This window comes from Pseudomonas sp. OTU750018 (assembly GCF_011636575.1).
Taxonomy (GTDB): domain Bacteria; phylum Pseudomonadota; class Gammaproteobacteria; order Pseudomonadales; family Pseudomonadaceae; genus Aquipseudomonas; species Aquipseudomonas peli.
Window position 1 is genome coordinate 702,378 of sequence record NZ_JAAPAU010000002.1, and the last position, 23,624, is coordinate 726,001.

A 23,624-nucleotide genomic window follows, 5' to 3' on the forward strand; every position below is an offset into this window, starting at 1 on the left:
GTACAGAGCCACCGCATCTGGGTATCGCAGTTTTTCTTAGCGATCCACCCGCTGCATCGCGGCCTGCTCATAACGCGGGTAGAGATGACTGACGCTGCGGATCAGCTCATAACGGCTGAGGTTTACGCCGGCAAAGCGTTCCGGGATGGCGGTGCGGATCAGTTCATTCATTTCCGCGCCCTGCTCGGCACCGCTGCGCATGACGCCGTCCAGCCAGCCGAGGTAATCACGCATCTGGGCAAAGGGCGCAGCATCGCTGGCCAGCGGGCCATGGCCGGGCACGATCTGCTTCCAGGGCAGGTGCTGCAGCTGGTCGAGATCCGCCAGCCAGGTGGCCAGGCTCGGTGTGCCGGGTGTGGTCAGGGCACGTTGATAAAACACCAGATCACCGGCAAACAGCACGCCGCTCTGCACATCGAGAATCGCCAGATCAGCCCCGGTGTGGCCGCTCAGGGCCAGCAGTTGCAGCGTCCGCCCGCCTACCTCAAGCATTCCCGGCTCAAGGCTCTCAGTGGGCAGCAGCACTTCGGTGCCGCGCATCCAGTCGCCCACCAGGCGGTACATGTTCTCCGCCATGGTATCGCCCTGCTCTACCAGCAACGCGGTGGTGCCGGGCAAGGCGGCAATCGGCACATCGCTGAAGGCCTGATTGCCCAGCACATGGTCGGGATGATGATGGGTCAGCATGACCTTGAGCAGCGGCTTGTCAGTGACGCGGGCAATCGCTTGGCGCATCACCTCGCCGTAACGCCGCGACGGCCCGCTGTCGATCACCACAACGCCTTTATCGGTGACGATAAACCCGGTGTTGACGATATTGCCGCCATTGGCCTGGGAGAAGTTGTCCGTGCTGCCTTCAAACAGCCACACGCCATCGGCAATCTGCCGGGGCTGTAGGTCGTAGGCGAGCGGATTGGCGTGCACGCAGGCGCTGGCCAGCGCCGCCAGTATGAGTATCCAGCGCATAAGCACCTCGCGATAAGACGGGCAGCGCCGTGCTGGGCTGCCCAGGGCAGAACCGCCATTTAGGGCGCGAGGCGGACCTCGCTGATCTGCACCAGCGGCTGGCTGTCGGTAAAGTTCGGCAGATCGCCCATGATCCGTGCCGCGTGCGGGGCAAAGCTCTGCTCGAACACCGCCACGCTGTCGAAATACAGATGCCCCATGGCGATATAGGGCGCGGCCTCACCGGGCGTGGCGCTGGCCAGGCCAGCGTCCACGGCAATGCCTTGGCACGCGCTGCCCAGGCATTCGCGCACGATCGCCATATGCTGCTCGCAGTAATAGGTCATGTCGAAACGCACACCGGGAGTATTGGGGTACAGCACGCTGACTTTGATCATGGCAGGTCCTTGTGGCTTTCAGAGTTCGGCTTTGAATTCATTGCCGTTGTTGTCACGCAACCATAGCTCGGTCTCGACGTTGCCCTTTACATCCAGGCTGATGGTCGGGTTTTCGCTGACGGCGGGAAACAGTTCGAGGCTGGCCAGGGTGTTGCCGCTGCGATCACGCAACTGCGCCTGGTTGAGAAAAAATTCCGGAATACCGCCGACCAGGCCGTTGTCCATCGGGTGGGCCACCTGCACGCGAAGGCGGTTGGCATAAGCCAGGACAAAGCGCTTGCCGAGCACTTCACCCAGATGCTCCTCCCAACCGGCCTGGGCGCGCACCACACTGGGGGCTGTGCAGCCGCCACCGGCAGCATCGATTTGCGTCGAACCGACATGCCAGAGCCCGTCACGGGTCAGTACCGCCACCCGCAGCGGCGTGGCCTGCTCGACCCGAATGCGGATGGCCAGCCGTGGCAGCACCTGCTCACCCGGCTGGAAATCGAAGATCTGTGGAATCGGATTGAGTTCGGCCCAGGCCAGCATGCGCACCACCTGACCGTCGAAGGCACTGGCGTCGATCTGAATCGGCACCTGCCGCGCGTCCTCGGCAAACGGCGGCGCGCTGAGCTTGACCCGCTCATCGAAAACAAAGGCTTCGCCGCCCAGCAGACGCTCGTGGTAGTAGTCCCACATCACCGATGTGACCGGGTCGCGCTGGCTGCCCCAGCTGTCCCAGGGCACGGCAAACAGCGCCAGCAGTAGAAATGAACGCCAATCCAGTTCCATCCCACACCTCCCGGTGCCGTTGACCTGCAGCCCTACTCAACCTCCTGGTACAACCCCGGCAACTCATAACGCAGACCGTAGTGGCCATAGATACGCTTGAGCTCCCCGGCGAGAATCAGCTCTTCGAGCTTTTCTTCCAGGGCATAGGCCAATTGCCGATTGCTTTCATGCACCGCCATGCCGATGTCCCAGACCTGCTTGCCCATGTCCGGGTAAGCGTTCTCGGCCAGCGCCAGTTGCTCGTCAGCCGCCAGTTTGAGCTGCCAGTCGACCTCGCCGCGCAGCGCCATCACCGCATCCACTTCACCGGCTTTCATCGCCGCGAACGCTTGCTGAACATTGCTGTAGTGATGGGTCTGCTGGCTGAGCATGCCGTCTTTCACCGATGACAGATAAAAGGACGGCACGCTTTCCACCTCGACACCAATGGGGTGGCGCTGAAACACCGCCACACTGGGCACCGCGTCCAGCCGGCGGCGGTCGAATGCCACCTGCCAGCGCTCACGCTGATACGGGCCGAACATCACCACCAGTTCGTTGACCAGCTCGCCGAACTCGTTGCTCTTGTAGGAAAACTCGCGGTCATAAGGAACGCGCAGCATCACATCGGCCAGTTCGTGCGGACGCAGGTAATGCCCGCGCCAGATGTAATCACGCAGGTCATCATCGAGCTTCTCGCCCGGCGGTGCCCAGATCACTTCAAGCCTGAGCCCCAGACCTGCGGCCAAAGCCTCGGCGACCTCATAGTCGACGCCACGGGATTTCCCGTCCTGCTGAAAGCTGTAAGGCGCGAAATCCTGATACAGCGCCACCTTGAGCACACCGGACTCGACAATCGAGTCATAGCTGCGCACCTGCGCCTGCAGCGGCGTACAGACCGCCAGCAGTGCAGAACACCACAGCCCCAGCCACACCAGTCGCCGAGCCATGCCGATTACTCCTCGATGGCCACGCTCTCCAGGTAACTGCGCACGGCCCACAGCGCTTCCTGGCTGAGGTAGTCGGCCATTTTCGGCATATACACCCGACCATCACGCACGGCGCCATTGATCACCCGCTCCTTGAACCACTCATCGCCGCTGATGCCGGCTTCGAGCAGGCGCAGGTCCGGGGCAATGCCACCGGATTTGGCTTCCAGGCCATGGCACGCCGCGCAGTTCTGGTTGTAGGCCGAAGAGCCAATTTCGATGGCGCGCGGGTTGCCCCGGTAGGGGTTCTCATCACGCCATTCTTCGCCCAGCGGCTCCAGACCGTCGGTCTTCACCGCCTGGGGCACCACATCACCATGCGCCCAGAGGTTGGCCGAGAAGGCCAACAGCAGCAGAGCAAAACCGGTGTTCTTTTTAATTGTCATGTTCAAGGCCTCATCGAATGCACGCACACAGCTCGTACGGAGCTTGCTTGCGAGCATCTTAGAAACAGCGCCGCGCCCGCCGAATGCTGCTTTGGTGGCCCGCGACTAGTCCCTTGGTAGTAGGGCTTGCGACCCCATGACAGGTGGCTTTGGCAGCAAGGCTAAGTCATGTCCAGTTTGGGCATTCTTCCCGGCGCAGGCGGGAGTTTTTCCGTTTCGGCGCAATCCCCGTGGTTCCACTATCGGCTCGCCAGGTCGCCAACAGCACAGGACCTGCAACCTTCACCACCACGATGGGAAACCACAACCATGACAACAAGATCGTTACCCAGCATGCCGCGCCCCGTGGCACTTGCCGTCCACAGCCTGCTGCTGGCCGGTGGCCTGGCCTTGAGTGGCAGCGCCCTGGCCAAGAATGTCACCTGGGACGACATCGCCAACGACCACACCACCACCAACAACGTGCTGCAGTACGGCATGGGCACCAACGCCCAACGCTGGAGCCCGCTGGCCCAGGTCAACGACCAGAACGTGTTCAAACTGACGCCCGCCTGGTCCTTCTCCTTCGGTGACGAAAAGCAGCGCGGCCAGGAGTCCCAGGCCATCGTCCATGACGGCGTGATCTACGTGACCGGCTCCTACTCGCGGGTATTCGCCCTCGACGCGAAAACCGGCAAACGCCTGTGGACCTACAACCACCGCCTGCCGGACAACATTCGTCCGTGCTGTGACGTGGTCAACCGCGGCGCTGCCATCTACGGCGACAAGATCTACTTCGGCACCCTCGACGCCCGCGTCGTCGCGCTGAACAAAGACACCGGCAAAGTGGTGTGGAACAAGAAGTTCGGTGACCACGCCGTTGGCTACACCATGACCGGCGCGCCAACCCTGGTGAAAGACCAGAAGAGCGGCAAGACCCTGCTGATCCACGGCAGCTCCGGTGACGAATTCGGCGTAGTCGGCAAGCTGTTTGCCCGCGACCCGGACACCGGTGAAGAAGTCTGGATGCGTCCGTTCGTCGAAGGCCACATGGGCCGCCTGAACGGCAAAGACAGCACCCCGACTGGCGACGTGAAAGCACCGAGCTGGCCGGATGATCCCAACCACCCGACCGGCAAGAAAGCGGCCTGGAGTCAGGGCGGTGGTGCACCGTGGCAGAGCGCCAGCTTCGACGCGGAAACCAACACCATCATCATCGGTGCCGGCAACCCGGCCCCGTGGAACGGCTGGGCACGCACCAGCGAAGGTGGCAATCCGAAGGACTACGACAGCCTCTACACCTCTGGCCAGGTTGGCGTAGACCCGACCACCGGTGAAGTGAAGTGGTTCTACCAGCACACCCCGAACGATGCCTGGGACTTCTCCGGCAACAACGAACTGGTGCTGTTCGACTACAAGGATAAGGCCGGTAAAACCGTCAAGGCTACCGCCCACGCCGACCGCAACGGTTTCTTCTATGTAGTCGACCGCGCCAACGGCAAGCTGCAAAACGCCTTCCCCTTCGTCGACAAGATCACCTGGGCCAGCCATATCGACCTGAAAACCGGTCGCCCGGTGGAAAACGAAGGTCAACGCCCACCAAAACCGGAGCCGGGTGAAGCCAAAGGCAAATCGGTAGAAGTGTCGCCGCCTTTCCTCGGTGGCAAAAACTGGAACCCGATGGCCTACAGCCAGGACACCGGCCTGTTCTACGTGCCGGCCAACCACTGGAAAGAGGACTACTGGGCCGAGGAAGCCAACTACAAGGCGGGCTCCGCTTACCTGGGCATGGGCTTCCGCATCAAACGCCTGTTCGAAGACCACGTCGGCATCCTGCGGGCAATGAACCCGACCACCGGCAAGGTCGTCTGGGAGCACAAGGAAAAACTGCCACTGTGGGCCGGCGTACTGGCCACCAAGGGCAATCTGGTGTTCACCGGCACTGGCGACGGCTACTTCAAGGCCTTCGACGCGAAGAACGGCAAGGAGCTGTGGAAGTTCCAGACCGGCACCGGAATCATCTCCCCGCCCATCACCTGGGAACAGGATGGCGAGCAGTACATCGGCGTAACCACCGGTTACGGCGGAGCAGTACCGCTGTGGGGCGGCGACATGGCCGAGCTGACCAAACCGGTCGCGCAAGGCGGCTCGTTCTGGGTATTCAAGCTGCCAAGCTGGGATAACAAGACCACACAACGCTGATCGCAACTCGCATGACGCACCCCAGGGTGCGTCATGCGCACGCGCTTCCAAGCAACCACCTGCGTTGCCCCGTGGTGCGCACGGCGCACCCTACCCGAGGACTCGCCATGAATTACCTGCCTCTGCTTCTGCCCATCGTACTGCTGGTGCTGGGTACCGAACTGGTCAATGCCGATGAGGTGCTCACCGTCAACGGCTGCCGCATCGAAGCCGACAGCCAATGCCCCAAAGCCAACCTGCAAGGTGCCAACCTGAGCAACCAGGACATGCGCCGTATGAACCTGGAAGGTGCCGACCTGCGTGGTGCCGATTTACGCCATAGCCGCCTGGATCTGGCCAACCTGGAAAAAGCACAACTGCAAGGTGCCGACCTGACCCGTGCCAGCCTGCAACAAAGTCAGCTGCGCCTGGCCGACTTCAGCAACAGCACCCTGGTAGCCATCAACGGCTGGGCCATGTATGCCCAGGCGGCAAAATTCAACGCAGCCGATATGCGCGCTGCCAACCTGGAATTCGCCCGCCTGTCTGCCGCCAAACTGCACAATGCCAACCTGCAAGCGGCCAATCTGGAAATGACCTGGCTAAGCAAGGCTGACCTCAAGGGCGCCAACCTCAAGGACGCCAACCTGCAAGAGGTCAAACTCTCAGGCTCCAACCTCGCCGACGCCGACCTAAGCGGCACGCGCACCCACTACGGCAACTTCCAGGGCGCCAATATGGAAGGCTGCACCGCCTGCCCCGATGGCTGGGAATAACCTCACGCTAACGCCCCTCCTACACCCCCCCTTCCTCTGTAGGAGCGGGCCATGCCCGCGAACCTCTACACAGCACAAAGCCGTAGCCCGGCTGCACTCCGAGGAGTTCAGCCGGGCTACCTATTCTTTTATCTAGAAAAACGGCTCAGGCGCTTTCCAGGCCCAGGCGGATGACCCCGGTATCGATGGCCAGATGCACCAGCTCGGCCTGGGAGCTGACCTGCAACTTGCTCTTGAGCAAGGTCAGGTAGTTGGACACGGTCTTACCGCTGATGCACAGCCGCTCGGCAATCTGCCGGCTGGGCATGCCTTTGGCCAGCATCACGAATATCTCGAACTCGCGCTGGGTCATGCCGCGCAGGCGCGGATCACTGCTGCCCTCGCCAAGTGGATTGCAAGCCAGATGCGTGGCCAGCCCCTGCTCGATATAGGCATGTCCGGCCAGGGTACGTTTAACCGCTTCAACCAGCACCTCGGGTGAGGACGTTTTGGTCAGATAACCCAGTGCACCGGCCTCCAGGGCCTGACGAACCAGGGGCAGCTCATCGTGCATGCTGAAGAACAGCACCCGCAGTTGCGGCAAACGCTGACGCAGCCGCCGGGTGGTTTCCAGACCGCTGATCCCGGGCAGGCCGATATCCATGATGACCAGATTGGGGATTTCCTCCTGCACCATCTGCAGGGCCTGTTCGCCATCGCAGGCCTCGCGCACCTGCACCTCTGGTAACAAGGCCCGCAGCAGGCTGGCATAGCCCTGACGGACCACCGCGTGATCATCGACCAGCAGAATCTTCATAGCTCGGGCTCCGGCACTATCAGGGTCAGGCACAGTGCCCACCCCGCTTGAGGACGGCTGTGTACGCGCAGTACGGCACCCAGGCTGCGCGCCCGCTCGTGGATCGAGCGCAGGCCGATGCCGGGACGCTGCGGCAGTTGCGCACCACAACCATTGTCACGAATAAACAGACGCAAACGCTGCCCCTGATAATGCAGGCGCACGCGCACTTCGCTGGCCTGGGCGTGCCTGGCGACGTTGGTCAGGGCCTCCTGCACCAGCCGGTACAGATGCGCCTTGGTCGGCAGTGGCAAACTTGGCAGCCGGCGGCTGAGCGAAACCTGGCACTGCACGCGCTGTGCGGCCTGCCAGTTATCAGCGAGCAGTTGCAGCGCCTCGTCCAGTTCAAGGCGCTCCAGTACCACCGGGTAGAGATCACGGATCAAGGCGCGAAAACCGTCCTGCAAGCGCTGGCAGTGGTTGTCCAGATGCTGGGCGGTCAGGCGCACCTGCTCGGGCTGAGCGGCCACCGCTTGCAGCAGGCAGGCCTGGGCACGGATACCGCTGAGGTACTGGCCGAGGTCGTCATGCAGGGTCTGCCCAAGACGGGTGCGCTCGCGCTCTTGCAACGCCATCAGCGCTTGAGTCAGTTCGGTATTGTCGGCCTGCACCTGTTGCAGGGTGGTGGCCATGGCATTGAAATGCCCGGCCAGTTGCCGTGCCTCTGGCAGGCTGTGAGCCGGCAGACGCGCATCGAACTGGCCCTGAGTCACCTGTTGCAGACCGCATAGCAACTCATCCAGCACGCGCAGGCCACGGTGCACGGCCCAGCGAATCGCCACCAGGCTGATCAACAGCGCCAGCAGGCAGAGCAACAGCAGTTGCAGAAGCGAATCCCAGACTTCATCGATTTCATCCGCCGGATCGACGGCAATCTGCAACTGTCGGCCATCGGCCAGTTGCACCACACGCGGGCGGTGTTGCTGCGGGAACAGACGCTGCCCCAGCCATTGTTCAAGCGACAACTGTGGCACGGCGGCAGGTGCTGGTAGCCACTGCACCCGCACATGCCGCAGGTTGCCGGTCAGCCCGCTGTGCAGGCTGGCCGGGTCACGCTGAGCCGCTTCGTACAGGTACTCGACCACCGCCTCGGCAGCCTGCACCTCACGCTGTACATCCTCGCGGGCCTGGCGCAGCAGCAACGCCAGGCCCAGCACCGTGACCAGTGCAAAAAACAGCGTCACCAGCAGGTAGATGCGCCATAGAACGGACACGTTACTTGACCACGAAATGACCGAGCATGCCCTTGCCTTCCAGGCCCTTGGCATAGAAACGGAACGTGCCGGGCTTGATCGGTACGAAGAAGATCTCCGCCTCGCCGGCTTCCTCAAACTCCAGTTCGGTAAGGGTGATGGCCTTGATCTCCACGCCACCGGCTTCAACCTTGCGCAGGTAGATCGAGGTGGCGAATTCCGGAGCCTGGAAAGCGTACTCCTTCAGCCCGCTGGCGATGATCTTCAGTTGGTAGGCCTTGCCAGTTTCCAGCTGGTATTCGCTTTGCGACAGGCTGTAATCGCTGGCTTCGCTGCCCAGCAGCAGATCCGGCAGTTTCTCGGTGCGACGGGTCAGGTCGCCGGCCGCATAAATGTTGTCAAAACCGATCAGGCTGCTCAGCAGAATCAGCGCCAGGGCGAGTGTTTTGAGCGTGCTCATGGAGGGTACCTGTTCTTGTTTTATGGGATGGGATCATCCTAAAACGCTGACGCACCCGCCGACTTACTACCTTGGTACTGGCGTACTGGTACTTTGGGCATATTTCCCGAATACCGGGCTGTTCCTATGCTGGCAACACCTATCCAGGAGTTGCCCATGCGTCGGATCAGCCACCCCCTCATGCTCTGCGCCGCCGCGTTGTGCAGCCTGGCAACGCCCTGCCTGGCCAGCCCGACAACCGACACCTTGCAGGTGCGTATCGCTTACCTGGGTTACACCCCGGCAACCGGCCCGGTGCTGTCCAACGTCATCCCCGAGCCGGCCGATACCGGCCTGCGCGGGGCCGAGCTGGCGATTATCGACAGCAACAGCACTGGGCGTTTTCTCAAGCACAGTTACCAGCTCGACGTAGCCGAACGAGGCGACAACGACAGCCTGCTGGCTGCAGCCCGTGAACTGCACGCACAGGGCCTGCGCCTGTTCGTGGTCAATGCGCCGACAGCAACCCTGCGCCAACTCAGCCAGGCGCTGCCCGACAGCCTGCTGCTCAATGCCGGCAGCGCCGACGACAGCCTGCGCCACAGCCAGTGCCTGAACAATGTGCTGCACACCCTGCCCAGCCGCACCATGCTCGCCGATGCCTTGGCGCAGTTTCTCGCCGTGCGCAAATGGACGCGCTGGCTGCTGGTGACCGGCAGCACCGAGGACGATATCGCCTACGCCGCCGCGCTCAAGCGCGCCGCCAAACGCTTCGGCCACAAGATCGTCGCCGAGAAGCCATGGAGCTTCGACAACGACCAGCGCCGCAGCGCCCAGGCGGAAATGCCGCTGTTCACCCAGACGGCGGAATACGACGTGGTGCTGGTGGCCGACGAGCGTGGCGACTTCGGCGAGTACCTGCCCTACAACACCTGGTACCCGCGCCCGGTGGCCGGCACCCAGGGCCTGATCCCGACTGCCTGGCACAAGACCGTGGAAACCTTCGGTGCCGCGCAGTTGCAGAAACGCTTCGAGGCCCACGCCCAGCGCTGGATGAACGACCGCGATTTCGCCGCCTGGATGGCCGTGCGCAGCATTGCCGCCGCGGTGACCAAACTGCGCCAGAACGACGCCCAGGCAATCCGCACCCTGGCCTTGAGCGAGCAGCTGCCGCTCGATGGTTTCAAGGGTCGCAAGCTGAGCTTCCGCCCGTGGAACGGCGAACTGCGCCAACCAATCCCGTTGGTACAGCCACGCGCGCTGGTCAGCACCTCGCCACAGGATGGTTTTCTGCACCCCAACAACGAAATGGACAGCCTCGGCTATGACCGGCCGGAAGTGAGCTGCGATCTGGCAGGCAACAGTAATTGATGGTGCGCGCGGTGCACCCTACCGCGCGTAGAACCGTAGGGTGCGCCGCGCGCACCACCCACACAACTTGCAGCCCAAAACAACAAGAGGATCAACCCCATGCGCCTGACTCACCTTGCCTGCGCCATTGCCCTTGGCCTGACCAGCCACACCGCCCTGGCGGCCACCGCCTATGTGTCCAACGAGAAAGACGACAGCATCAGCGTGATTGATCTGGACAGCCTTGAGGTCACCGCCACCCTTGAAGTAGGCATGCGGCCGCGCGGCCTGCTGCTGTCTTCCGACAACAAGCTGCTGTACATCTGCGCCAGCGACTCGGACCGGGTACAGGTGATGGACCTGGCCACCCGCACCATAATCAAGGAACTACCCTCGGGCGCCGACCCCGAGCAGTTCGCCCTGCACCCCAACGACCGCTGGCTGTACATCTCCAACGAGGACGATGCACTGGTGACCGTGGTCGACACCCAGAGCGACGAAGTGCTGGCGCAGATCGACGTCGGCGTCGAGCCGGAAGGCATGGCTGTCAGCCCCGATGGCAAATGGGCGGTCAACACCAGCGAAACCACCAACATGCTGCACTGGATCGATACCAGCACCCAGCAGTTGGTGGACAACACCCTGGTCGATCAACGCCCCCGCCATGTCGAATTCGACAAGACCGGCAAACGCCTGTGGGCTTCAGCCGAGATCGGCGGCACAGTCAGCGTGATCGATGTGGCCAGCCGGCAGATCGAGAAGGTGCTGAACTTCCAGATCAAGGGCGTGCACCCGGACAAGGTCCAGCCGGTCGGGGTCAAGCTGAGCGACGATGGCAAGTACGCCTTTGTCGCCCTCGGCCCGGCCAACCATGTGGCCGTGGTCGATGCCAAAACCTATGAGGTGCTCGATTACCTGCTGGTCGGCCGCCGTGTCTGGCATATGGCGTTCACTCCAGATCAAAAACGCCTGCTGACCACCAACGGGGTCAGCGGTGATGTGTCGGTGATCGATGTCGACAGCCTCAAGGTGACCAAGTCGATCAAGGTCGGCCGCTACCCTTGGGGCGTGGTTGTCACGCCATGAGTGCACTCCAGGTACAGGGCGTGAGCTTCGCCTACGGCCCACGCCAGGCGTTACAGGAGGTCGGCTTCAATGTAGCGGCGGGCAGCTTCAGCGCACTGCTGGGGCCTAACGGTGCGGGCAAGTCGACGCTGATCGCCCTGCTCACCCGGCTTTATGACCTGCAACACGGCGACATCCACATCTTCGGCCACAGCCTGCGCTGCGAGCCGCGCCAGGCATTGCGCCAACTGGGTGTGGTGTTCCAGCAGAGCACCCTGGACCTGGACCTGTCGGTGCAGCAGAACCTCGCCTACCACGCCGCGCTGCATGGTCTGGGCAAACGCGAAGCCGGCGCGCGCATCGACGAGGAACTGGCCCGCCAGCAACTCGGCGAACGCCGCCACGAGAAGATCCGCGCGCTGAATGGTGGCCACCGCCGTCGCGTCGAGATAGCCCGCGCCCTGCTGCATCGGCCACGCCTGCTGCTGCTTGATGAAGCCAGCGTCGGCCTCGACCCGGCCAGCCGTCTGGCGCTGAACCAGCATGTGCGCACGCTGTGCAGCGAACAGCAACTGGCGGTGCTGTGGACCACCCACCTGCTCGATGAAATAGCGACGGGCGACGACCTGCTGGTTCTCAACCGCAGCCGCCTGGTCGCCCAGGGCCCAGCCGGCGAACTGGGTGATGATCTGGCCGCCAGCTTCAACCGACTCACTGCGCCAGCACCACAACCGATGGAGGTTGGTCGATGAATGCCTACTGGTATTGCCTGCAAGGCATCGTGCAACGCGAATGGCTGCGTTTCGTGCTGCAGCGCAGCCGCTTCTTCAGCGCTCTGGTGCGGCCATTGCTGTGGCTGCTGGTGTTCGCCGCTGGCTTTCGCGCGGCGCTGGGCATCGCCATCATCGCGCCCTACGACACCTACATCACCTACGAAACCTATATCGTGCCGGGGCTGGCCTGTATGATCCTGCTGTTCAACGGCATGCAGGGTTCTCTGTCGATGGTCTACGACCGCGAAATGGGCAGCATGCGTGTGCTGCTGACCAGCCCACTGCCACGGGCCTTTCTACTTGCCAGCAAACTGCTGGCGATTGCCCTGATCTCACTGCTGCAGGTGTACGCCTTTCTCGCCATTGCCTGGTTCTACGGCGTGCAACCGCCCGTCTGGGGCCTGCTCGCTGCGCTGCCGGCGTTGCTGCTGGTGGCTCTGCTGCTCAGCGCCCTCGGCCTGCTGCTGTCCAATGGCATCCGCCAGTTGGAGAACTTCGCCGGGGTGATGAATTTCGTCATCTTCCCGCTGTTTTTCCTCTCATCAGCGCTCTATCCGTTGTGGAAGATGCGCGAGGCCAGCGAGTGGCTGTACTGGCTGTGCGCCCTCAACCCCTTCACCCATGCCGTGGAACTGGTGCGCTTTGCCCTCTACCTGCGCTTCAGCCCCCTGGCGTTGGCCGTATGTCTGGGCCTAACCCTGCTGTTCGCAGCGCTCGCGGTGCTGACCTTCAACCCGCAACATGCAGCCCTGCGCAAAGGCAGCTAGGCATATCAGGCACCACGCATATCTACTACTTTGGTACTGGTTTTCATCTCCAACGTAGAATTCCCAAAGCATCGGCATTGCCCTGTAATAGATCCATAAAAAGAATCGAGAACAAAGGCGATGAAACACTGGCCAAAGGCCCTGATATTGCTTGCCAGCCTGCTACCGACCAGCGCCGTACTGGCCGATACCCCGTTGTTTTCTGCCGATGGCTACCGCCTCAGCCATTACCGCAGCCCCACACCGCTGACCCACGAACACGCACGCACCCTGGACACCGTTGCTCTGCAGCAGTTGCTGCGTGAACAGCCTGGCACTCGGCTGATCGACGTTTATCGCCAGCAATGGCTGCACGGCCAGTTCATCGAGGATGAAGTGCACGCCAACCTGCCTAACAGCCTGTGGCTGGCCAATACCGGCGACGGTGAGCTGAGTCCGCAGTGGCAGAATTACTTCCAGCGCAGCCTGGCCCAGGCCAGCCAGGGCAATCGCGCCTGGCCGCTGGTGTTCTACTGCCGCTCCGACTGCTGGCTGGGCTGGAATGCGGTAAAACGCGCCCATCATCTGGGTTACACCAACCTGTACTGGTACCGTGACGGCATCGACGCCTGGCAACAGGCCGGCCTGCCCCTGATACCCGCACAACCACTGCCCTTGCTGCGTTAAACCATGCGTTACGGCTGCAACCCCACCATAATCAAAACAACGAGGTGATAAGGCCATGTACAAAATTCTGATTGCCGATGACCACCCGCTGTTTCGCGAAGCCATCCACAACGTCATCAGTGACGGCTTCCCCGGCAGCAACATCATGGAAACTGCCGATCTCGACAGCGCCCTGGTAATGACCCAGGAACATGACGACCTCGACCTGATCCTGCTCGACCTGAACATGCCTGGCATGCACGGCCTGGGCGGGCTGATTAACCTGCGCAACGAGGCGCCGACCATTCCAGTGGTGATCGTCTCGGCCGAGCAGGACAAACAGATCGTCCTGCAGGCGATTACCTACGGCGCGGTCGGTTTTATCACCAAGTCCTCGCCACGGGCGCAGATGACCGATGCCATCCAGCAGATTCTCAACGGCAACGTCTACCTGCCGCCGGACATCATCCGCACGCAGAAGAGCGGCTCGCAGCGCAGCCACGCCGACCACCACAGCTTCCCGCCGGAACTGCTGCAGGCACTGACCCGCAAACAGCTGCTGGTACTCGAACGCATGACCAAGGGCGAGTCCAACAAACAGATCGCCTACAGCCTGGACATCGCCGAAACCACGGTGAAGGCCCACGTCTCGGCCATCCTGCGCAAGCTCAATGTGCACAACCGGGTACAGGCCATTCTCTCGGCCGGGGATATCGACTTCGCCGCTTATCTGCGCCGCTGAACCGCACCCACAGCCATATGCGGCAACGCCCACGGAGGGCGTCGAGTCGCCAGCTACTACTCACCTCACGCTCTCACTACAAGGCTTAGCGCATGTCTAAAACAGCACTGATCATCGTCGACCTGCAGAATGACTATTTCCAAGGTGGCAAATGGCAGCTCGAAGGCAGCGAAGCGGCCGCCGCCAATGCCGCACGCCTGCTCACCGCGTTTCGCGCCAAGGGCTTGCCGGTGGTGCACGTGCGCCATGTATTCGCCAGCAGCGATGCGCCCTTCTTCGCCCCAGGCTCCAAGGGTGCCGAGGTCTACCCACTGGTGCAGGAGCAACCGGGCGAGGCCGTGCTGATCAAGCAGCAGATCAACAGCTTTCGTGATACCGAGCTCAAACAGGTGCTCGACCAGGCCGGAGCCAGTCAGGTGCTTATCTGCGGGGCCATGAGCCACATGTGCATCGACGCCGTAACCCGCGCCGCACATGACTTCGGTTACAGCTGTGCGGTCGCGCATGACGCCTGCGCCACCCTGGCCCTGGAGTTCAACGGGGTGAGCGTGCCGGCCAGCCAGGTACACGCCGCCTATATGGCCGCACTGGCGTTCGCTTATGCCAAGGTGGACACCACCGACGCCCTGCTCGGTGATCTGGCGTAACCATCAGATGCGATATGCACCGGCCTGCTTTTCCGGCCGGTGCATCCACGAACGAAACGGCAACCAACCCTAGCCAGCCGCGCCGCGATCCAGCAAATGACTCATCGCCGTCTTCAGTTTCATCGGTCGCACCGGCTTGTGCATCAGGGTATGGCCCAGCTCACGCATCTGTTGTTTGAGTTCGTTGCTGTAGTTGGCGGTGATCATCAACGCGGGCAAGGGTGAGCTGCGACGGGCGTTGATCTGCGCCACGGCATCAACACCGTTGTGGTCGTCATCGAGGTGGTAGTCGGCGATCAGCAGGTCGGCATCGGCATGGAAGTTGTCGACCTGGCGTGCCAGGTCCTCTTCGGACAAGGCCGTCACCACCTGACAGCCCCAGGCTTCCAGCAGCGTGCGCATACCGGCACAGATGGCGGCATCGTTATCCAGCACCCAGATGCGCGAACCGCTAAGCCGCTCCACCAGCGGGTTGGGCGCTTCCTGCACGGCACGGGCACGCGGCGCGAGGCTGGTCAACGGCACTTCGATGGCGAACATCGAACCCTTACCCTGGCGCGAGGTCACGCGAATGCGGTGGCCGAGCATGCGGGCGATCTTCTCGACAATCGCCAGGCCCAGCCCCAGGCCACGGTCCTGCTTGCGGTGGCTGACATCACCGCGTTTGAACTCCTGGAAGATCTCGCCGAGTTTGTCATCGGCGATGCCGATACCGGTGTCCCACACCTCGATCGACAGGCTTTGCCGGCGCCGCCGGCAACCCAGCAAGATGCGCCCGCTGGAGGTGTAACGGATGGCATTGCTGAGCAGGTTGCGCAGAATCCGCGCGAGCAACTGAATATCGCTGCGCACCAGCGCCGAGCTGGGGATGAAGTCCAGGCGCAGGCCTTCGCTGCCGGCGATCTGGTGGTATTCGGCGGCCAGGTTTTCCAACAGTTCGCCAACCGCGAACGGAGCGATATCCGGCTTGATCACCCCGGCATCGAGTTTGGAAATATCCACCAGGGTGCCAAGCAGGCTTTCCACATCTTCCAGCGAGTTGCTGACATTGCGCACCAGGGCGGCGCTGTCGGCGAGGTCGCGTTTTTCCAGCAGTGCACTGGTAAACAGCCGCGCCGCATTGAGCGGCTGCAACAGGTCGTGGCTGACGGCAGCAAGAAACTTGGTCTTCGACAGGTTGGCCTGCTCCGCCTCGCCTTTGGCCTCACGCAGGCGGGCTTCCATTTGCGTGCGCTCATCGATCTCGCGGCGCAGCTGGGTGTTCAGATCGGTCAGTTCGGCAGTGCGTTCACGCACCCGCTGTTCCAGGTGCTGGTAGGCCTGATGCAGGGCTTCGGCAGTACGCCGGCGTTCGGTGATGTCGCGGATCAGCACGAAGATACCGACCACCTCACCGCTGGCCTGACGGTTGGGCACATAGGAACGCAGCATGTAGCGCTCCTGACCATGGTGATTGGTTTCGGCAAATTCAAAGGTCACGCTTTCGCCAGACAGCGCCCGTTCGATAAACGGCTCCAGCCGCCGGCAATGCTCTTCGCTGTGCACCACCCGCAGGCTTTGCCCGAGCATCGCATCACGGGGCCAGCAGTACCATTCCTCGTAAACCTTGTTGGTGAACTGGTAGACCAGATCCGCCGTGAGGTAAGCAATCAGCGCTGGCACATGGTCGGTGATCAGGCGAATCCAGCGCTCGCTTTCGCTCAGTGCCTTGGCATGGCGGTGGCGCTCGGTGATGTCGGTGAAGGTGTTGACGAAGCCGCCGGTGGGCAGCGGATGGGTGCGCACCTCCAGCATGCGCCCATCGAACAGGCACAACTCCAGCTCCGCAATCAGCCGACCGTTGGCATCGCGACTGGCCGGCGTCAGCAGTTCCAGCTCGCTCTCGGCCATTACCTCGGCAAACGGCCGATGGGCACTGATTGGCGCCAGGCCGCAGAGGTCGAGAAAACGGTGGTTCCACAACTCCAGCTGGCCCTCGGCATTGACCATGGCCATGCCTTGGGACAGGTTGTCCATGGCCCGTTGCAATAACCGCGACTTCTGCGCCAGGGCTTGCTCGCGGCGCATGGTTTCGTTGAGTTTGACCTCGGTGATGTCGGTGTAGAGGATCACCAGCCCGCCCTCGCGAGTCGGCCGTTCGCTGACCTGCACCCAGCGGCCGTCCTGCAGGCGGTAGAGCATGTTGTCGTCGCGATTGCCGCGCTGCTCCTCGACCACCAGGCCAGTGCTCTTGCTCAGGCGCTTGATCTCGGTCAGGCGCGTGCCGGGGGTGATCCGCGCCCGGCTGCCGGCCCAGAACGACTTGAAGCGGCTGTTGAACAGCACGATGCGCTGCTCGCGATCAAACAGCACGAAGGCATCGGAAATACTTTCGATGGCATCGATCAGGTGCTGGTGAGCCGTCTCTGCCCGCAGGCGCGCGTCGCTGAGCAACTGGTTGCTGGATTTCAGCTCGGCCATGGCCTGGTTGAGGGCATCGGTGCGCTCACGCACCTGCTCGGCCAGCACCACCGAATGCTGGAACGCGGCGTAGGCATCGTCACCGCGTGAATGCACCGATTCGACCCGCTCGATCAGTGCGCTGTTGATCTGCCGGAGTTTGCCATTCTGCCGCTCCAGTTCCAGGCAACGGGCTTGCAGCTCGGCCACATCAGCCGCGACCGGGACGGCCAATGGCGACTCCGGTAAAGGTCTGGTTGATGTGCATGCCATTGAACTGCTCTCCGTAGGTGTTGAAGCCGATCACGTTCTGGCTGCGCAGAAAGGCCGACACCGGCTCGACCCCGTCGCGCCCTTCGATTTCCAGACGACGCAGAAAGCAGTCGCAGCCTATCGTCAGCAGCAACGGCCCAAGCCGCTCACGCAGGCCGTCGAACACCCCTTGCAGGTCCGGCAGCAATGGTCCGGGCTGCATGGCGGTGAGCACGATGCCGTTCTCCACCGCGCAGTAGAAGGTCAAGCTGAGGTCATCGTTGACCCGCTGGATGGAGCGTACGTAGTACTGGCCACCAATACGCACGGCCAGCGGGTGAGCGGCAAACAGGCGATGGTCGAGGGCCTCCAGCGGCACGCCGATCAGCTCGGCATACTCCAGCGCCGCCGGTGCGGCATTGAGCTCATAGACCCGCCGGCTGGTGCTGTCGGCACGGGTTACTACCAGCTTCTCGTCGCGCGGCAGGATGTGATGGGTGCTGAACACCTCGAAATCCAGCCAGGTATTGAACAGCACCACCACCGCGGCCCCTGTGTGGAACTCGCCGTTGTAGTAGACGTGGGTGTGGGTCAGGTGGTTGTCGTCGCCGGCCGAGCCGCCGAAGTGCGGAATGCTGCCGAAGGCCGCGCTCAGCGCGCCGAGCACCACTTCCTCGCGGCTGGACAGGCCGTCGAGCAGCGTCAGGGCGAAACTGTGACCCTTGATGGTGGCCAGTTCATTGTTGCGGCAATCACTGACCAGGCGCTCAACCAGCTGTTGCGCATCGATCAGGCTGAAGCGCTCCATCTCGTCGATCAGCGCGCTGGCAATCGAAAAACTGCGGTGATCAAAGCCGATGGCGCTGACGCAGCCACGGTCATAGCCCTGAGCAGTGATCTCCCCCGCACTGGTGCAGCCCACCAGGTTGATCCCGCCGAAGTATTGATCCAGGGCTTCGCCCAGGCTCTGCAGGTCGTATTCCGCCGAGCAGAAGAACAGTACGAAGCCAAGGTGCGGGTGGATCAGCTGACGGGCCAGTTCCTGCGCCACCAGCTCGACATCCGTGGCGTTGGCGGTGGCGGTCACCACACCTTCGGTAAGCGTATGCGGCATCGCGGCCCCCATGAGAAACACGGTTATTACTGGGGTTATTCTACGAAGCCGCCCCACCGCCCCACATGCCACTTGAGTAGCGCAGGACTAGTTCCTAAGTAGCGGGCCAGAACAACAGTGTCAGCACCAGCAGGCCGCTGTAGAAGCCGATCTCCAGGGTTTCACTGAGCGGCTGAATACGCCGTAGAGCCCCGTAGATATGGACGATGATCATCATCACAGCCACGGCGGCGAGCACCTCGAAAGTCGTGTGAATCGCCTCGCCAGTCAATGCGGCGCGCAACATCAACGCTTCGACAATCAGGATAAAAGCCCCCAGGCAGCGCCCGAAATACACCGCCAGGTGGGTGTGGCTGGGCAGCGACCAGCCCATCAGACGGGCCCAGACCAGCGGGATGCAGAAAATCGGTAATGCAAAGACCAGGGTGGTGGCCAGAGTCAGCCACAGCAGGTATTGCTGGGCATGTGCACTCCATAAACCGAGCATGGTGTCTTCCTTGGTGTCTTCCTTGGTGTCAGGTGGGGTTACAGGCAACGCATCAGCACGAGTGGCAATGCGAGCAGTACGCTGCTGCAGGGCAGCAGAATCAGCAGGGCATCCAGGGGCATGGCAACCTCCAGGTAAAAGCCGGGCAAGGTTTGCCCGGCCTGTGCTGCATGCTTACCAGCTGAGAACGGCACCCACCGCGAAGGTGTTGGTGTCCTCACCCAGACCGCTGCCCTCGGCGGCATCGATCTCGTACTGGTTGTACTCGGCCACCAGCTTGAGGTTGTCGTTGATGGTGCGGAAGTAGGCAATGCCGCGAGTCTCGTAGTCGGCGGCCGTACCCAGGCCGTTGCCGTCATCCTCGGTTTTGCCATAGGACAGCGCCACGCGGTTTTTGCCGAAGGTGTAGGAGCCCTGCAGCAGGTAGCCTTCGCTGTCGATCTCGCGCAGCGTGGCTTCACCGGCGTTGTTGGTGAAGAACGGGTTGATCCCTTCAGCCTGGAAGCCCGACGCAGTGACCGAGAAGCCGGCCATCTTCGCCTGCACGCCGTAACCCAGGCCTTGCGAGGTCACGCTGTCGACGGCCTTATCGGTGTTATCGGAGGTTTGGTAAGCGCCGTTGAGCCAGGAGTAGATGGTCGCGTCGCCCACATCGAACTGGTAGCTGACCTCGGACTCGAAGCGCGGCTCTTCCTGGTAGGACTTGCCCACGGCGCTGTCATCGTTGGTGTCCACTGGGTCCATGATGCCCACGGCCACGCGCAGGCCTTCTGCCAGGTTGTTGTTGCGGTAGGTGATCTGCGACGTCGGGAACGGATACGGGTAGCCGGTGCCGATGTTGCCGAACGATACGCCGTTGCCATCCACCAGGCCCAGGGTGTCGCTGACGTTGCCATAACCGGCCAGCAGTTCGTCCAGGAAGATGTTCGAGCGCGAGAACAGGCCGAAGTCCTTACCCACCAGCACCTCGCCCCACTCCGGGCTGGAAACGGTGCCGTAGAACTGACGCACGTCGATGGCGGTATCAGTGCCGTTGGTTTCGCTGTCGTTGATGGTGACCCAGAACGACGAACGCCCGCCGAGTTTCAGACCATCAATCTGCTTGCCAAAGTTGAAGCCGATCCAGTTGGGCAGAAAGCCCATCTTCACCCGCGATTGGCGGCGGTCAAACTGATCGCCCTCACGGTCGACATCGCTGCTCACATAGAAGGCGTTGATATAGCCATCGGTGGAAAAGGTGGTTTCGTCCTGGTCATACAGGACGATCTCGGCAGCTGCATGTTGTGCTGTCGCCATGGCGACGGCAGCAGCCAGGGTCAGAGGCAGAAATCGGGTGCTGGCGATCTTGTTGTTGTTCATAACACTCTCCGCTGGATGGGACGACCGGCAACGGTCAGTCGGGTCGGAGGCGATTATCGAAAAGCCCTGATAGCGGCCATACGCTGCCATGGCCTTGATTGCCTGCTGCTTTGGCGCGTCCTGGAGGAGCTGTCGGAACGGTGTACGACCGCCGCTCCCAAAGACCCTGCCCGCAAGGATACCCACCCAAGGTCGTAGACGGACTAAGCCCTGCTCAGATGAACAATGGCGGCATGGGTACGGGTGAGAAATACATGGACGCGAACGAACCCGTCCGCAAACGGGCTGAACCCGAGAGGCGCGCAAACGTAGAGAAGGAACGTGGCGAGAAGCAGCCCTTAGATGTGAGCGGGCGCGGGCTCGTTGCTCAGCACGTACCAGCCCGCAGAAGCCTCAAGCAGCGCCTGCTGAGCCTGCTGCACGGCCTCCAGGCTGAGCGACTGCAACGCCTGTTGCACGGCCTCGCCATGTGCATCTGCAAGACCGGCCAGGTGCGCCAGCCAGGCTTGCTCGGCCAGCCCGTCACAGCTGCGCGCCTGCACCTGCCACTGGCCACGCAGTGCAGTAATCGACGCAGCCAATGCAGCCTGATCCAGCCCAGCCAGCCAGGCACTGCGCGCCTGCAGAAAAGCCTGAATGTGCTGCAGAATTTCTCCAGCCTTGCACCCCGGTGATTGCACACCGAACAGCAACCCGCGTCGCCCCTGGACCTGCCGGTAACTGCAGAACACCGCATACCCCAGCTGCAACTCACTGCGCAGACGCTGGTAGAACGCGCCCTGGTGCAGATGCGCCAACAGCCGCCAGCAGGCCTCGGTAGCGGGCGACTCATCCACTTGCGGGCAGAACAGCAGCAGCGCGCTGTCCCCGGGCGCGGTCCGTGTTCGCCAATACAAGCCAGATTGCAACGGGGCAACGAGCGCAGACGGCCAGAGCGCTGAGGTGCTGAACAGGCGCTCAATCCGTAACTGATCCGGGCGATCCAGCCCTACCCCGAGGGCTTCGATGCGCATCGGGCGATAACGCTGTTGCAACGTAATAGCCACCTCGCCCGCAAGCGCTTGTGCTTGACCTTGCATCAGCTCGGCAGACGCCGCCAACAACTGGCGTATCGGCATACTCGGCGCCTCAGCCTCCGCAAGCGCCGACCACTGCGCCAGCGCAGGCTGCAACAACGCCGGCATCAAAAGACCAACCGCCGCGGGAATCAACCTGGCACTGCCTTGCACACGCACACTCAGGCTGGCGGCCTCTGCCTCCAGACTCAGGCTGATACCGACGTTATGCAGATGCTGGGTCACGGCCCGCAAAGCGGTGTGCGCCAGGTTGAGCAATACGCTCGCACCCAATGGCTCAGCAAAACAGCAACGCGCCTGCCACACCGCCATGGCCGCCGCCGGCACCCTGTAATCAACCGGCGTCGCTAGCCAGCGCCATGCCGCAGGCACGGCAAGCTTCACCGTCGGCAACTCGACCGCTGCCAGCAAGGGGTTGCGTGCCGGCAACTGCCAACGACCACGCAGCACTGGCAGCGGCAGCGCCGGCTCGGCACGCATCTTCAAGGGGAAACCCGTACCAGGCCAGGTTGGCAGCTCGCGCTCATCCGCCAGCAGCACACAACGGCGCTGCGGCTCTTGCAACTGCTGCAACAGCTGGCAAATCGCCCCGCCATCATCAGATGCGGGAGCTTGCCAGTCACGGGCCAACGCCAGTGGTGTCATGCCACACAGGCGCAACTGGCGAGTCTGCTGATACGCCTCATGCCACGCCAGAGGATCGGCCTGCGCACTGACAAAGGCCAGCCAATCAAGCAGCAATGCCACCGCCTCATTCGGGGCAACACCACCGCGCATACTCAACAGCAACAAGGCTTGTCCCGCATGGCAGTACAACACCTGGGCACGCGCCACTTCGCCCAATCCACTCTCACGCAAGCCGGCATTCAAGCCTGCCGGCGCTTCATCCAATAGCCAGCCGAGCAGCCAATCAAGTGCGCTGTCCGCACGCGCTTCAGGCAACTCCAGGGCAAACCCCAGATGCAGAGTGGCGGCTGCACTCGGCAGGTTCAATCGCAGCCGTTCAGTGCGCAGCGGTAACAGTGGCGCCAGCCGACTGCGAACGACTGCCTGCGCCTCGGGCAGCAGCGCCCCATGGCGTTGCGACAGAGCCGTGAGATCCGCCAGTGACAACGGCGCCACGATGCTTAACTGACAATTGCCAGCGTGGTAGAACGCCTGATGAAAAGCCCGTAGCGCCTGCTGGAACGCTGCATCAGTAACCGGCAACGTGTCGCGATTACCCGCCTGAAACACAGCGCAACGATGCCCTTCGGCCAGGGCTTGCCCCAACGCAGCGCCAAGCAAGGTGTCGACATCCTGGCTACGGGCAATGAATTCGGCATGCACTACTTCTCGCTCGCGCAGTTGCTCGGCCTCTTCCAGCAGCGGCCGAGCCAGCATGTCCAACAGCCGCACCAGCGCCTCTTCCAGATAAAAGGTCGGTACCTCACAGAAATACTCGGTGTAATGCGCCTGCGTGGTGGCATTCACCTGGCCGCCGCACGCCTGCACAAAGGGCATCAGGCGTTGCTCAGCGGTAAATCCGGCGCTGCCAAGAAACAGCAGGTGCTCCAAAAAATGCGCCAACCCCGGATATTCCAGCGGCTCATCATGGCTGCCGGCATGTACCTGCAAACACAGAGCCGATTGGTTTAGCCAAGGAAGGCTGAACAACCTGACTGATAACCCGTTATCTAGGCGCAAACAAACGGGGCTCATATTCTGGAGGGAGTAACAATCGATTACATCGGACATAACGGGCAAAGCCGTAGGACGTAGGTTTAAGAACCAGCATTGACCACATCAAGCTGAGGCACAATAGTTCTTTGGAACTAATCAATACAGGCCGATTGCAGCTATTCGCCCCTGTAAACCAGCTCAATCGATCACTGCGCGCTCAGTTAACAAAACGCTGAGCACAGGAATAAGTTCACAAATGTGAACCTTCCATGCGCCAGAACGGTGTCCCAAAGCTTCAGCCATTTGCTCACTGCTGGTTTAAGTTCACAAAAGTGAACTTTTTATCCACTTGAACGCTTTTTAATGACCAGT

At 62.0% G+C, this 23,624-nt stretch carries 22 protein-coding genes; 9 read left to right on the forward strand and 13 right to left on the reverse strand.

All coding sequences use genetic code 11. The features are described from left to right. Window positions 1-36 precede the first annotated feature (36 nt). From HCI85_RS12125 to pedF, 5 genes are read right to left on the reverse strand one after another with little or no spacing between them, the layout of a single operon-like run. Window positions 37-966, reverse strand: coding sequence for a quinoprotein relay system zinc metallohydrolase 1 (locus HCI85_RS12125; RefSeq protein WP_090252817.1), 930 nt, complete (start codon window positions 964-966; stop codon window positions 37-39). Window positions 967-1,025: 59 nt separating this feature from the next. Beyond that, window positions 1,026-1,343 (reverse strand): EthD family reductase, encoded by a 318-nt coding sequence (locus tag HCI85_RS12130; RefSeq protein WP_090252814.1) that lies wholly within the window; start codon window positions 1,341-1,343, stop codon window positions 1,026-1,028. An 18-nt stretch (window positions 1,344-1,361) separates the two neighbouring features. Then, complete coding sequence (locus tag HCI85_RS12135; RefSeq protein ID WP_167145748.1) at window positions 1,362-2,111, reverse strand: quinoprotein dehydrogenase-associated SoxYZ-like carrier; 750 nt, start codon at window positions 2,109-2,111, stop codon at window positions 1,362-1,364. A gap of 38 nt (window positions 2,112-2,149) precedes the next feature. Further along, window positions 2,150-3,046 (reverse strand): substrate-binding periplasmic protein, encoded by an 897-nt coding sequence (locus tag HCI85_RS12140; protein WP_090252812.1) that lies wholly within the window; start codon window positions 3,044-3,046, stop codon window positions 2,150-2,152. Between the two features lie 5 nt (window positions 3,047-3,051). Continuing rightward, window positions 3,052-3,471 (reverse strand): cytochrome c-550 PedF, encoded by a 420-nt coding sequence (pedF, locus tag HCI85_RS12145; RefSeq protein ID WP_090254087.1) that lies wholly within the window; start codon window positions 3,469-3,471, stop codon window positions 3,052-3,054. Window positions 3,472-3,780: 309 nt separating this feature from the next. Between pedF and exaA the strand changes: the two genes are divergently transcribed. Next, complete coding sequence (gene exaA / locus HCI85_RS12150) at window positions 3,781-5,652, forward strand: quinoprotein ethanol dehydrogenase (protein WP_167144901.1); 1,872 nt, start codon at window positions 3,781-3,783, stop codon at window positions 5,650-5,652. Between the two features lie 107 nt (window positions 5,653-5,759). Then, the gene (locus HCI85_RS12155; protein WP_090252807.1) at window positions 5,760-6,407 is read left to right on the forward strand and encodes a pentapeptide repeat-containing protein; all 648 of its coding nucleotides are present in this window, start codon (window positions 5,760-5,762) and stop codon (window positions 6,405-6,407) included. Window positions 6,408-6,552: 145 nt separating this feature from the next. On the opposite strand, the gene HCI85_RS12160 is transcribed toward HCI85_RS12155, so the two are convergent. Genes HCI85_RS12160 through HCI85_RS12170 form a run of 3 tightly spaced genes read right to left on the reverse strand, consistent with a single transcriptional unit; the run spans window position 6,553 to window position 8,895 of the window. Then, window positions 6,553-7,203 (reverse strand): response regulator transcription factor, encoded by a 651-nt coding sequence (locus HCI85_RS12160; RefSeq protein WP_090252804.1) that lies wholly within the window; start codon window positions 7,201-7,203, stop codon window positions 6,553-6,555. After that, window positions 7,200-8,456, reverse strand: coding sequence for a HAMP domain-containing sensor histidine kinase (locus tag HCI85_RS12165; RefSeq protein WP_090252801.1), 1,257 nt, complete (start codon window positions 8,454-8,456; stop codon window positions 7,200-7,202). Before HCI85_RS12165 ends, HCI85_RS12160 begins: the two co-directional genes overlap by 4 nt. A gap of 1 nt (window position 8,457) precedes the next feature. Then, window positions 8,458-8,895, reverse strand: a complete 438-nt coding sequence (locus HCI85_RS12170) for a copper-binding protein (protein WP_090252799.1) — start codon at window positions 8,893-8,895, stop codon at window positions 8,458-8,460. Window positions 8,896-9,051: 156 nt separating this feature from the next. Between HCI85_RS12170 and HCI85_RS12175 the strand changes: the two genes are divergently transcribed. From HCI85_RS12175 to HCI85_RS12205, 7 genes are all read left to right on the forward strand, one after another. Then, window positions 9,052-10,245, forward strand: a complete 1,194-nt coding sequence (locus HCI85_RS12175) for an ABC transporter substrate-binding protein (protein ID WP_167144902.1) — start codon at window positions 9,052-9,054, stop codon at window positions 10,243-10,245. A gap of 99 nt (window positions 10,246-10,344) precedes the next feature. Then, window positions 10,345-11,310 (forward strand): YVTN family beta-propeller repeat protein, encoded by a 966-nt coding sequence (locus HCI85_RS12180; protein ID WP_167144903.1) that lies wholly within the window; start codon window positions 10,345-10,347, stop codon window positions 11,308-11,310. Further along, window positions 11,307-12,041 carry an ABC transporter ATP-binding protein gene (locus HCI85_RS12185; protein ID WP_090252790.1) on the forward strand — a complete coding sequence of 245 codons (735 nt, stop codon included), beginning with the start codon at window positions 11,307-11,309 and terminating at the stop codon, window positions 12,039-12,041. The genes HCI85_RS12180 and HCI85_RS12185 overlap by 4 nt, the downstream gene beginning before the upstream one ends. Continuing rightward, on the forward strand, window positions 12,038-12,829 hold the full coding sequence (locus HCI85_RS12190; protein ID WP_090252788.1) for an ABC transporter permease: 792 nt from the start codon (window positions 12,038-12,040) through the stop codon (window positions 12,827-12,829). Before HCI85_RS12185 ends, HCI85_RS12190 begins: the two co-directional genes overlap by 4 nt. A 120-nt stretch (window positions 12,830-12,949) precedes the next feature. Then, complete coding sequence (locus HCI85_RS12195; RefSeq protein WP_090252785.1) at window positions 12,950-13,495, forward strand: PQQ-dependent catabolism-associated CXXCW motif protein; 546 nt, start codon at window positions 12,950-12,952, stop codon at window positions 13,493-13,495. A 55-nt stretch (window positions 13,496-13,550) separates the two neighbouring features. Then, complete coding sequence (locus HCI85_RS12200) at window positions 13,551-14,216, forward strand: response regulator (protein ID WP_090252782.1); 666 nt, start codon at window positions 13,551-13,553, stop codon at window positions 14,214-14,216. A 92-nt stretch (window positions 14,217-14,308) separates the two neighbouring features. After that, the gene (locus HCI85_RS12205) at window positions 14,309-14,863 is read left to right on the forward strand and encodes a cysteine hydrolase family protein (RefSeq protein ID WP_090252780.1); all 555 of its coding nucleotides are present in this window, start codon (window positions 14,309-14,311) and stop codon (window positions 14,861-14,863) included. Window positions 14,864-14,932: 69 nt separating this feature from the next. Here the strand turns inward: HCI85_RS12205 and nahK are convergent, their stop codons facing one another. The 5 genes from nahK to pqqF form a co-directional block, all read right to left on the reverse strand. After that, the gene (nahK, locus tag HCI85_RS12210) at window positions 14,933-17,575 is read right to left on the reverse strand and encodes a hybrid sensor histidine kinase/response regulator NahK/ErcS' (RefSeq protein WP_167144904.1); all 2,643 of its coding nucleotides are present in this window, start codon (window positions 17,573-17,575) and stop codon (window positions 14,933-14,935) included. Continuing rightward, window positions 17,514-18,668 carry a nitric oxide-sensing protein NosP gene (gene nosP / locus HCI85_RS12215; RefSeq protein ID WP_167144905.1) on the reverse strand — a complete coding sequence of 385 codons (1,155 nt, stop codon included), beginning with the start codon at window positions 18,666-18,668 and terminating at the stop codon, window positions 17,514-17,516. The genes nahK and nosP overlap by 62 nt, the downstream gene beginning before the upstream one ends. Window positions 18,669-18,762: 94 nt before the next feature. After that, on the reverse strand, window positions 18,763-19,155 hold the full coding sequence (locus HCI85_RS12220) for a hypothetical protein (RefSeq protein WP_167144906.1): 393 nt from the start codon (window positions 19,153-19,155) through the stop codon (window positions 18,763-18,765). Window positions 19,156-19,329: 174 nt separating this feature from the next. Next, on the reverse strand, window positions 19,330-20,514 hold the full coding sequence (locus HCI85_RS12225; RefSeq protein ID WP_167144907.1) for a porin: 1,185 nt from the start codon (window positions 20,512-20,514) through the stop codon (window positions 19,330-19,332). Window positions 20,515-20,852: 338 nt separating this feature from the next. Beyond that, the gene (pqqF, locus tag HCI85_RS12230; protein WP_342636235.1) at window positions 20,853-23,327 is read right to left on the reverse strand and encodes a pyrroloquinoline quinone biosynthesis protein PqqF; all 2,475 of its coding nucleotides are present in this window, start codon (window positions 23,325-23,327) and stop codon (window positions 20,853-20,855) included. Window positions 23,328-23,624: the final 297 nt, after the last annotated feature.

Excerpts from the sequence above, each read along its gene's own strand:
- pedF (WP_090254087.1), bottom strand. The coding sequence starts at position 3,471 with ATGACAATTAAAAAGAACACCGGTTTTGCTCTGCTGCTGTTGGCCTTC.
- HCI85_RS12220 (WP_167144906.1), bottom strand. The coding sequence starts at position 19,155 with ATGCTCGGTTTATGGAGTGCACATGCCCAGCAATACCTGCTGTGGCTG.
- HCI85_RS12160 (WP_090252804.1), bottom strand. The coding sequence starts at position 7,203 with ATGAAGATTCTGCTGGTCGATGATCACGCGGTGGTCCGTCAGGGCTAT.
- nosP (WP_167144905.1), bottom strand. The coding sequence starts at position 18,668 with ATGCCGCATACGCTTACCGAAGGTGTGGTGACCGCCACCGCCAACGCC.
- HCI85_RS12125 (WP_090252817.1), bottom strand. The coding sequence starts at position 966 with ATGCGCTGGATACTCATACTGGCGGCGCTGGCCAGCGCCTGCGTGCAC.
- pqqF (WP_342636235.1), bottom strand. The coding sequence starts at position 23,327 with ATGTCCGATGTAATCGATTGTTACTCCCTCCAGAATATGAGCCCCGTT.
- HCI85_RS12180 (WP_167144903.1), top strand. The coding sequence starts at position 10,345 with ATGCGCCTGACTCACCTTGCCTGCGCCATTGCCCTTGGCCTGACCAGC.
- HCI85_RS12200 (WP_090252782.1), top strand. The coding sequence starts at position 13,551 with ATGTACAAAATTCTGATTGCCGATGACCACCCGCTGTTTCGCGAAGCC.
- HCI85_RS12130 (WP_090252814.1), bottom strand. The coding sequence starts at position 1,343 with ATGATCAAAGTCAGCGTGCTGTACCCCAATACTCCCGGTGTGCGTTTC.
- HCI85_RS12155 (WP_090252807.1), top strand. The coding sequence starts at position 5,760 with ATGAATTACCTGCCTCTGCTTCTGCCCATCGTACTGCTGGTGCTGGGT.
- exaA (WP_167144901.1), top strand. The coding sequence starts at position 3,781 with ATGACAACAAGATCGTTACCCAGCATGCCGCGCCCCGTGGCACTTGCC.
- HCI85_RS12175 (WP_167144902.1), top strand. The coding sequence starts at position 9,052 with ATGCGTCGGATCAGCCACCCCCTCATGCTCTGCGCCGCCGCGTTGTGC.
- HCI85_RS12190 (WP_090252788.1), top strand. The coding sequence starts at position 12,038 with ATGAATGCCTACTGGTATTGCCTGCAAGGCATCGTGCAACGCGAATGG.
- HCI85_RS12170 (WP_090252799.1), bottom strand. The coding sequence starts at position 8,895 with ATGAGCACGCTCAAAACACTCGCCCTGGCGCTGATTCTGCTGAGCAGC.
- HCI85_RS12185 (WP_090252790.1), top strand. The coding sequence starts at position 11,307 with ATGAGTGCACTCCAGGTACAGGGCGTGAGCTTCGCCTACGGCCCACGC.
- HCI85_RS12140 (WP_090252812.1), bottom strand. The coding sequence starts at position 3,046 with ATGGCTCGGCGACTGGTGTGGCTGGGGCTGTGGTGTTCTGCACTGCTG.
- HCI85_RS12195 (WP_090252785.1), top strand. The coding sequence starts at position 12,950 with ATGAAACACTGGCCAAAGGCCCTGATATTGCTTGCCAGCCTGCTACCG.
- nahK (WP_167144904.1), bottom strand. The coding sequence starts at position 17,575 with ATGGCATGCACATCAACCAGACCTTTACCGGAGTCGCCATTGGCCGTC.
- HCI85_RS12225 (WP_167144907.1), bottom strand. The coding sequence starts at position 20,514 with ATGAACAACAACAAGATCGCCAGCACCCGATTTCTGCCTCTGACCCTG.
- HCI85_RS12205 (WP_090252780.1), top strand. The coding sequence starts at position 14,309 with ATGTCTAAAACAGCACTGATCATCGTCGACCTGCAGAATGACTATTTC.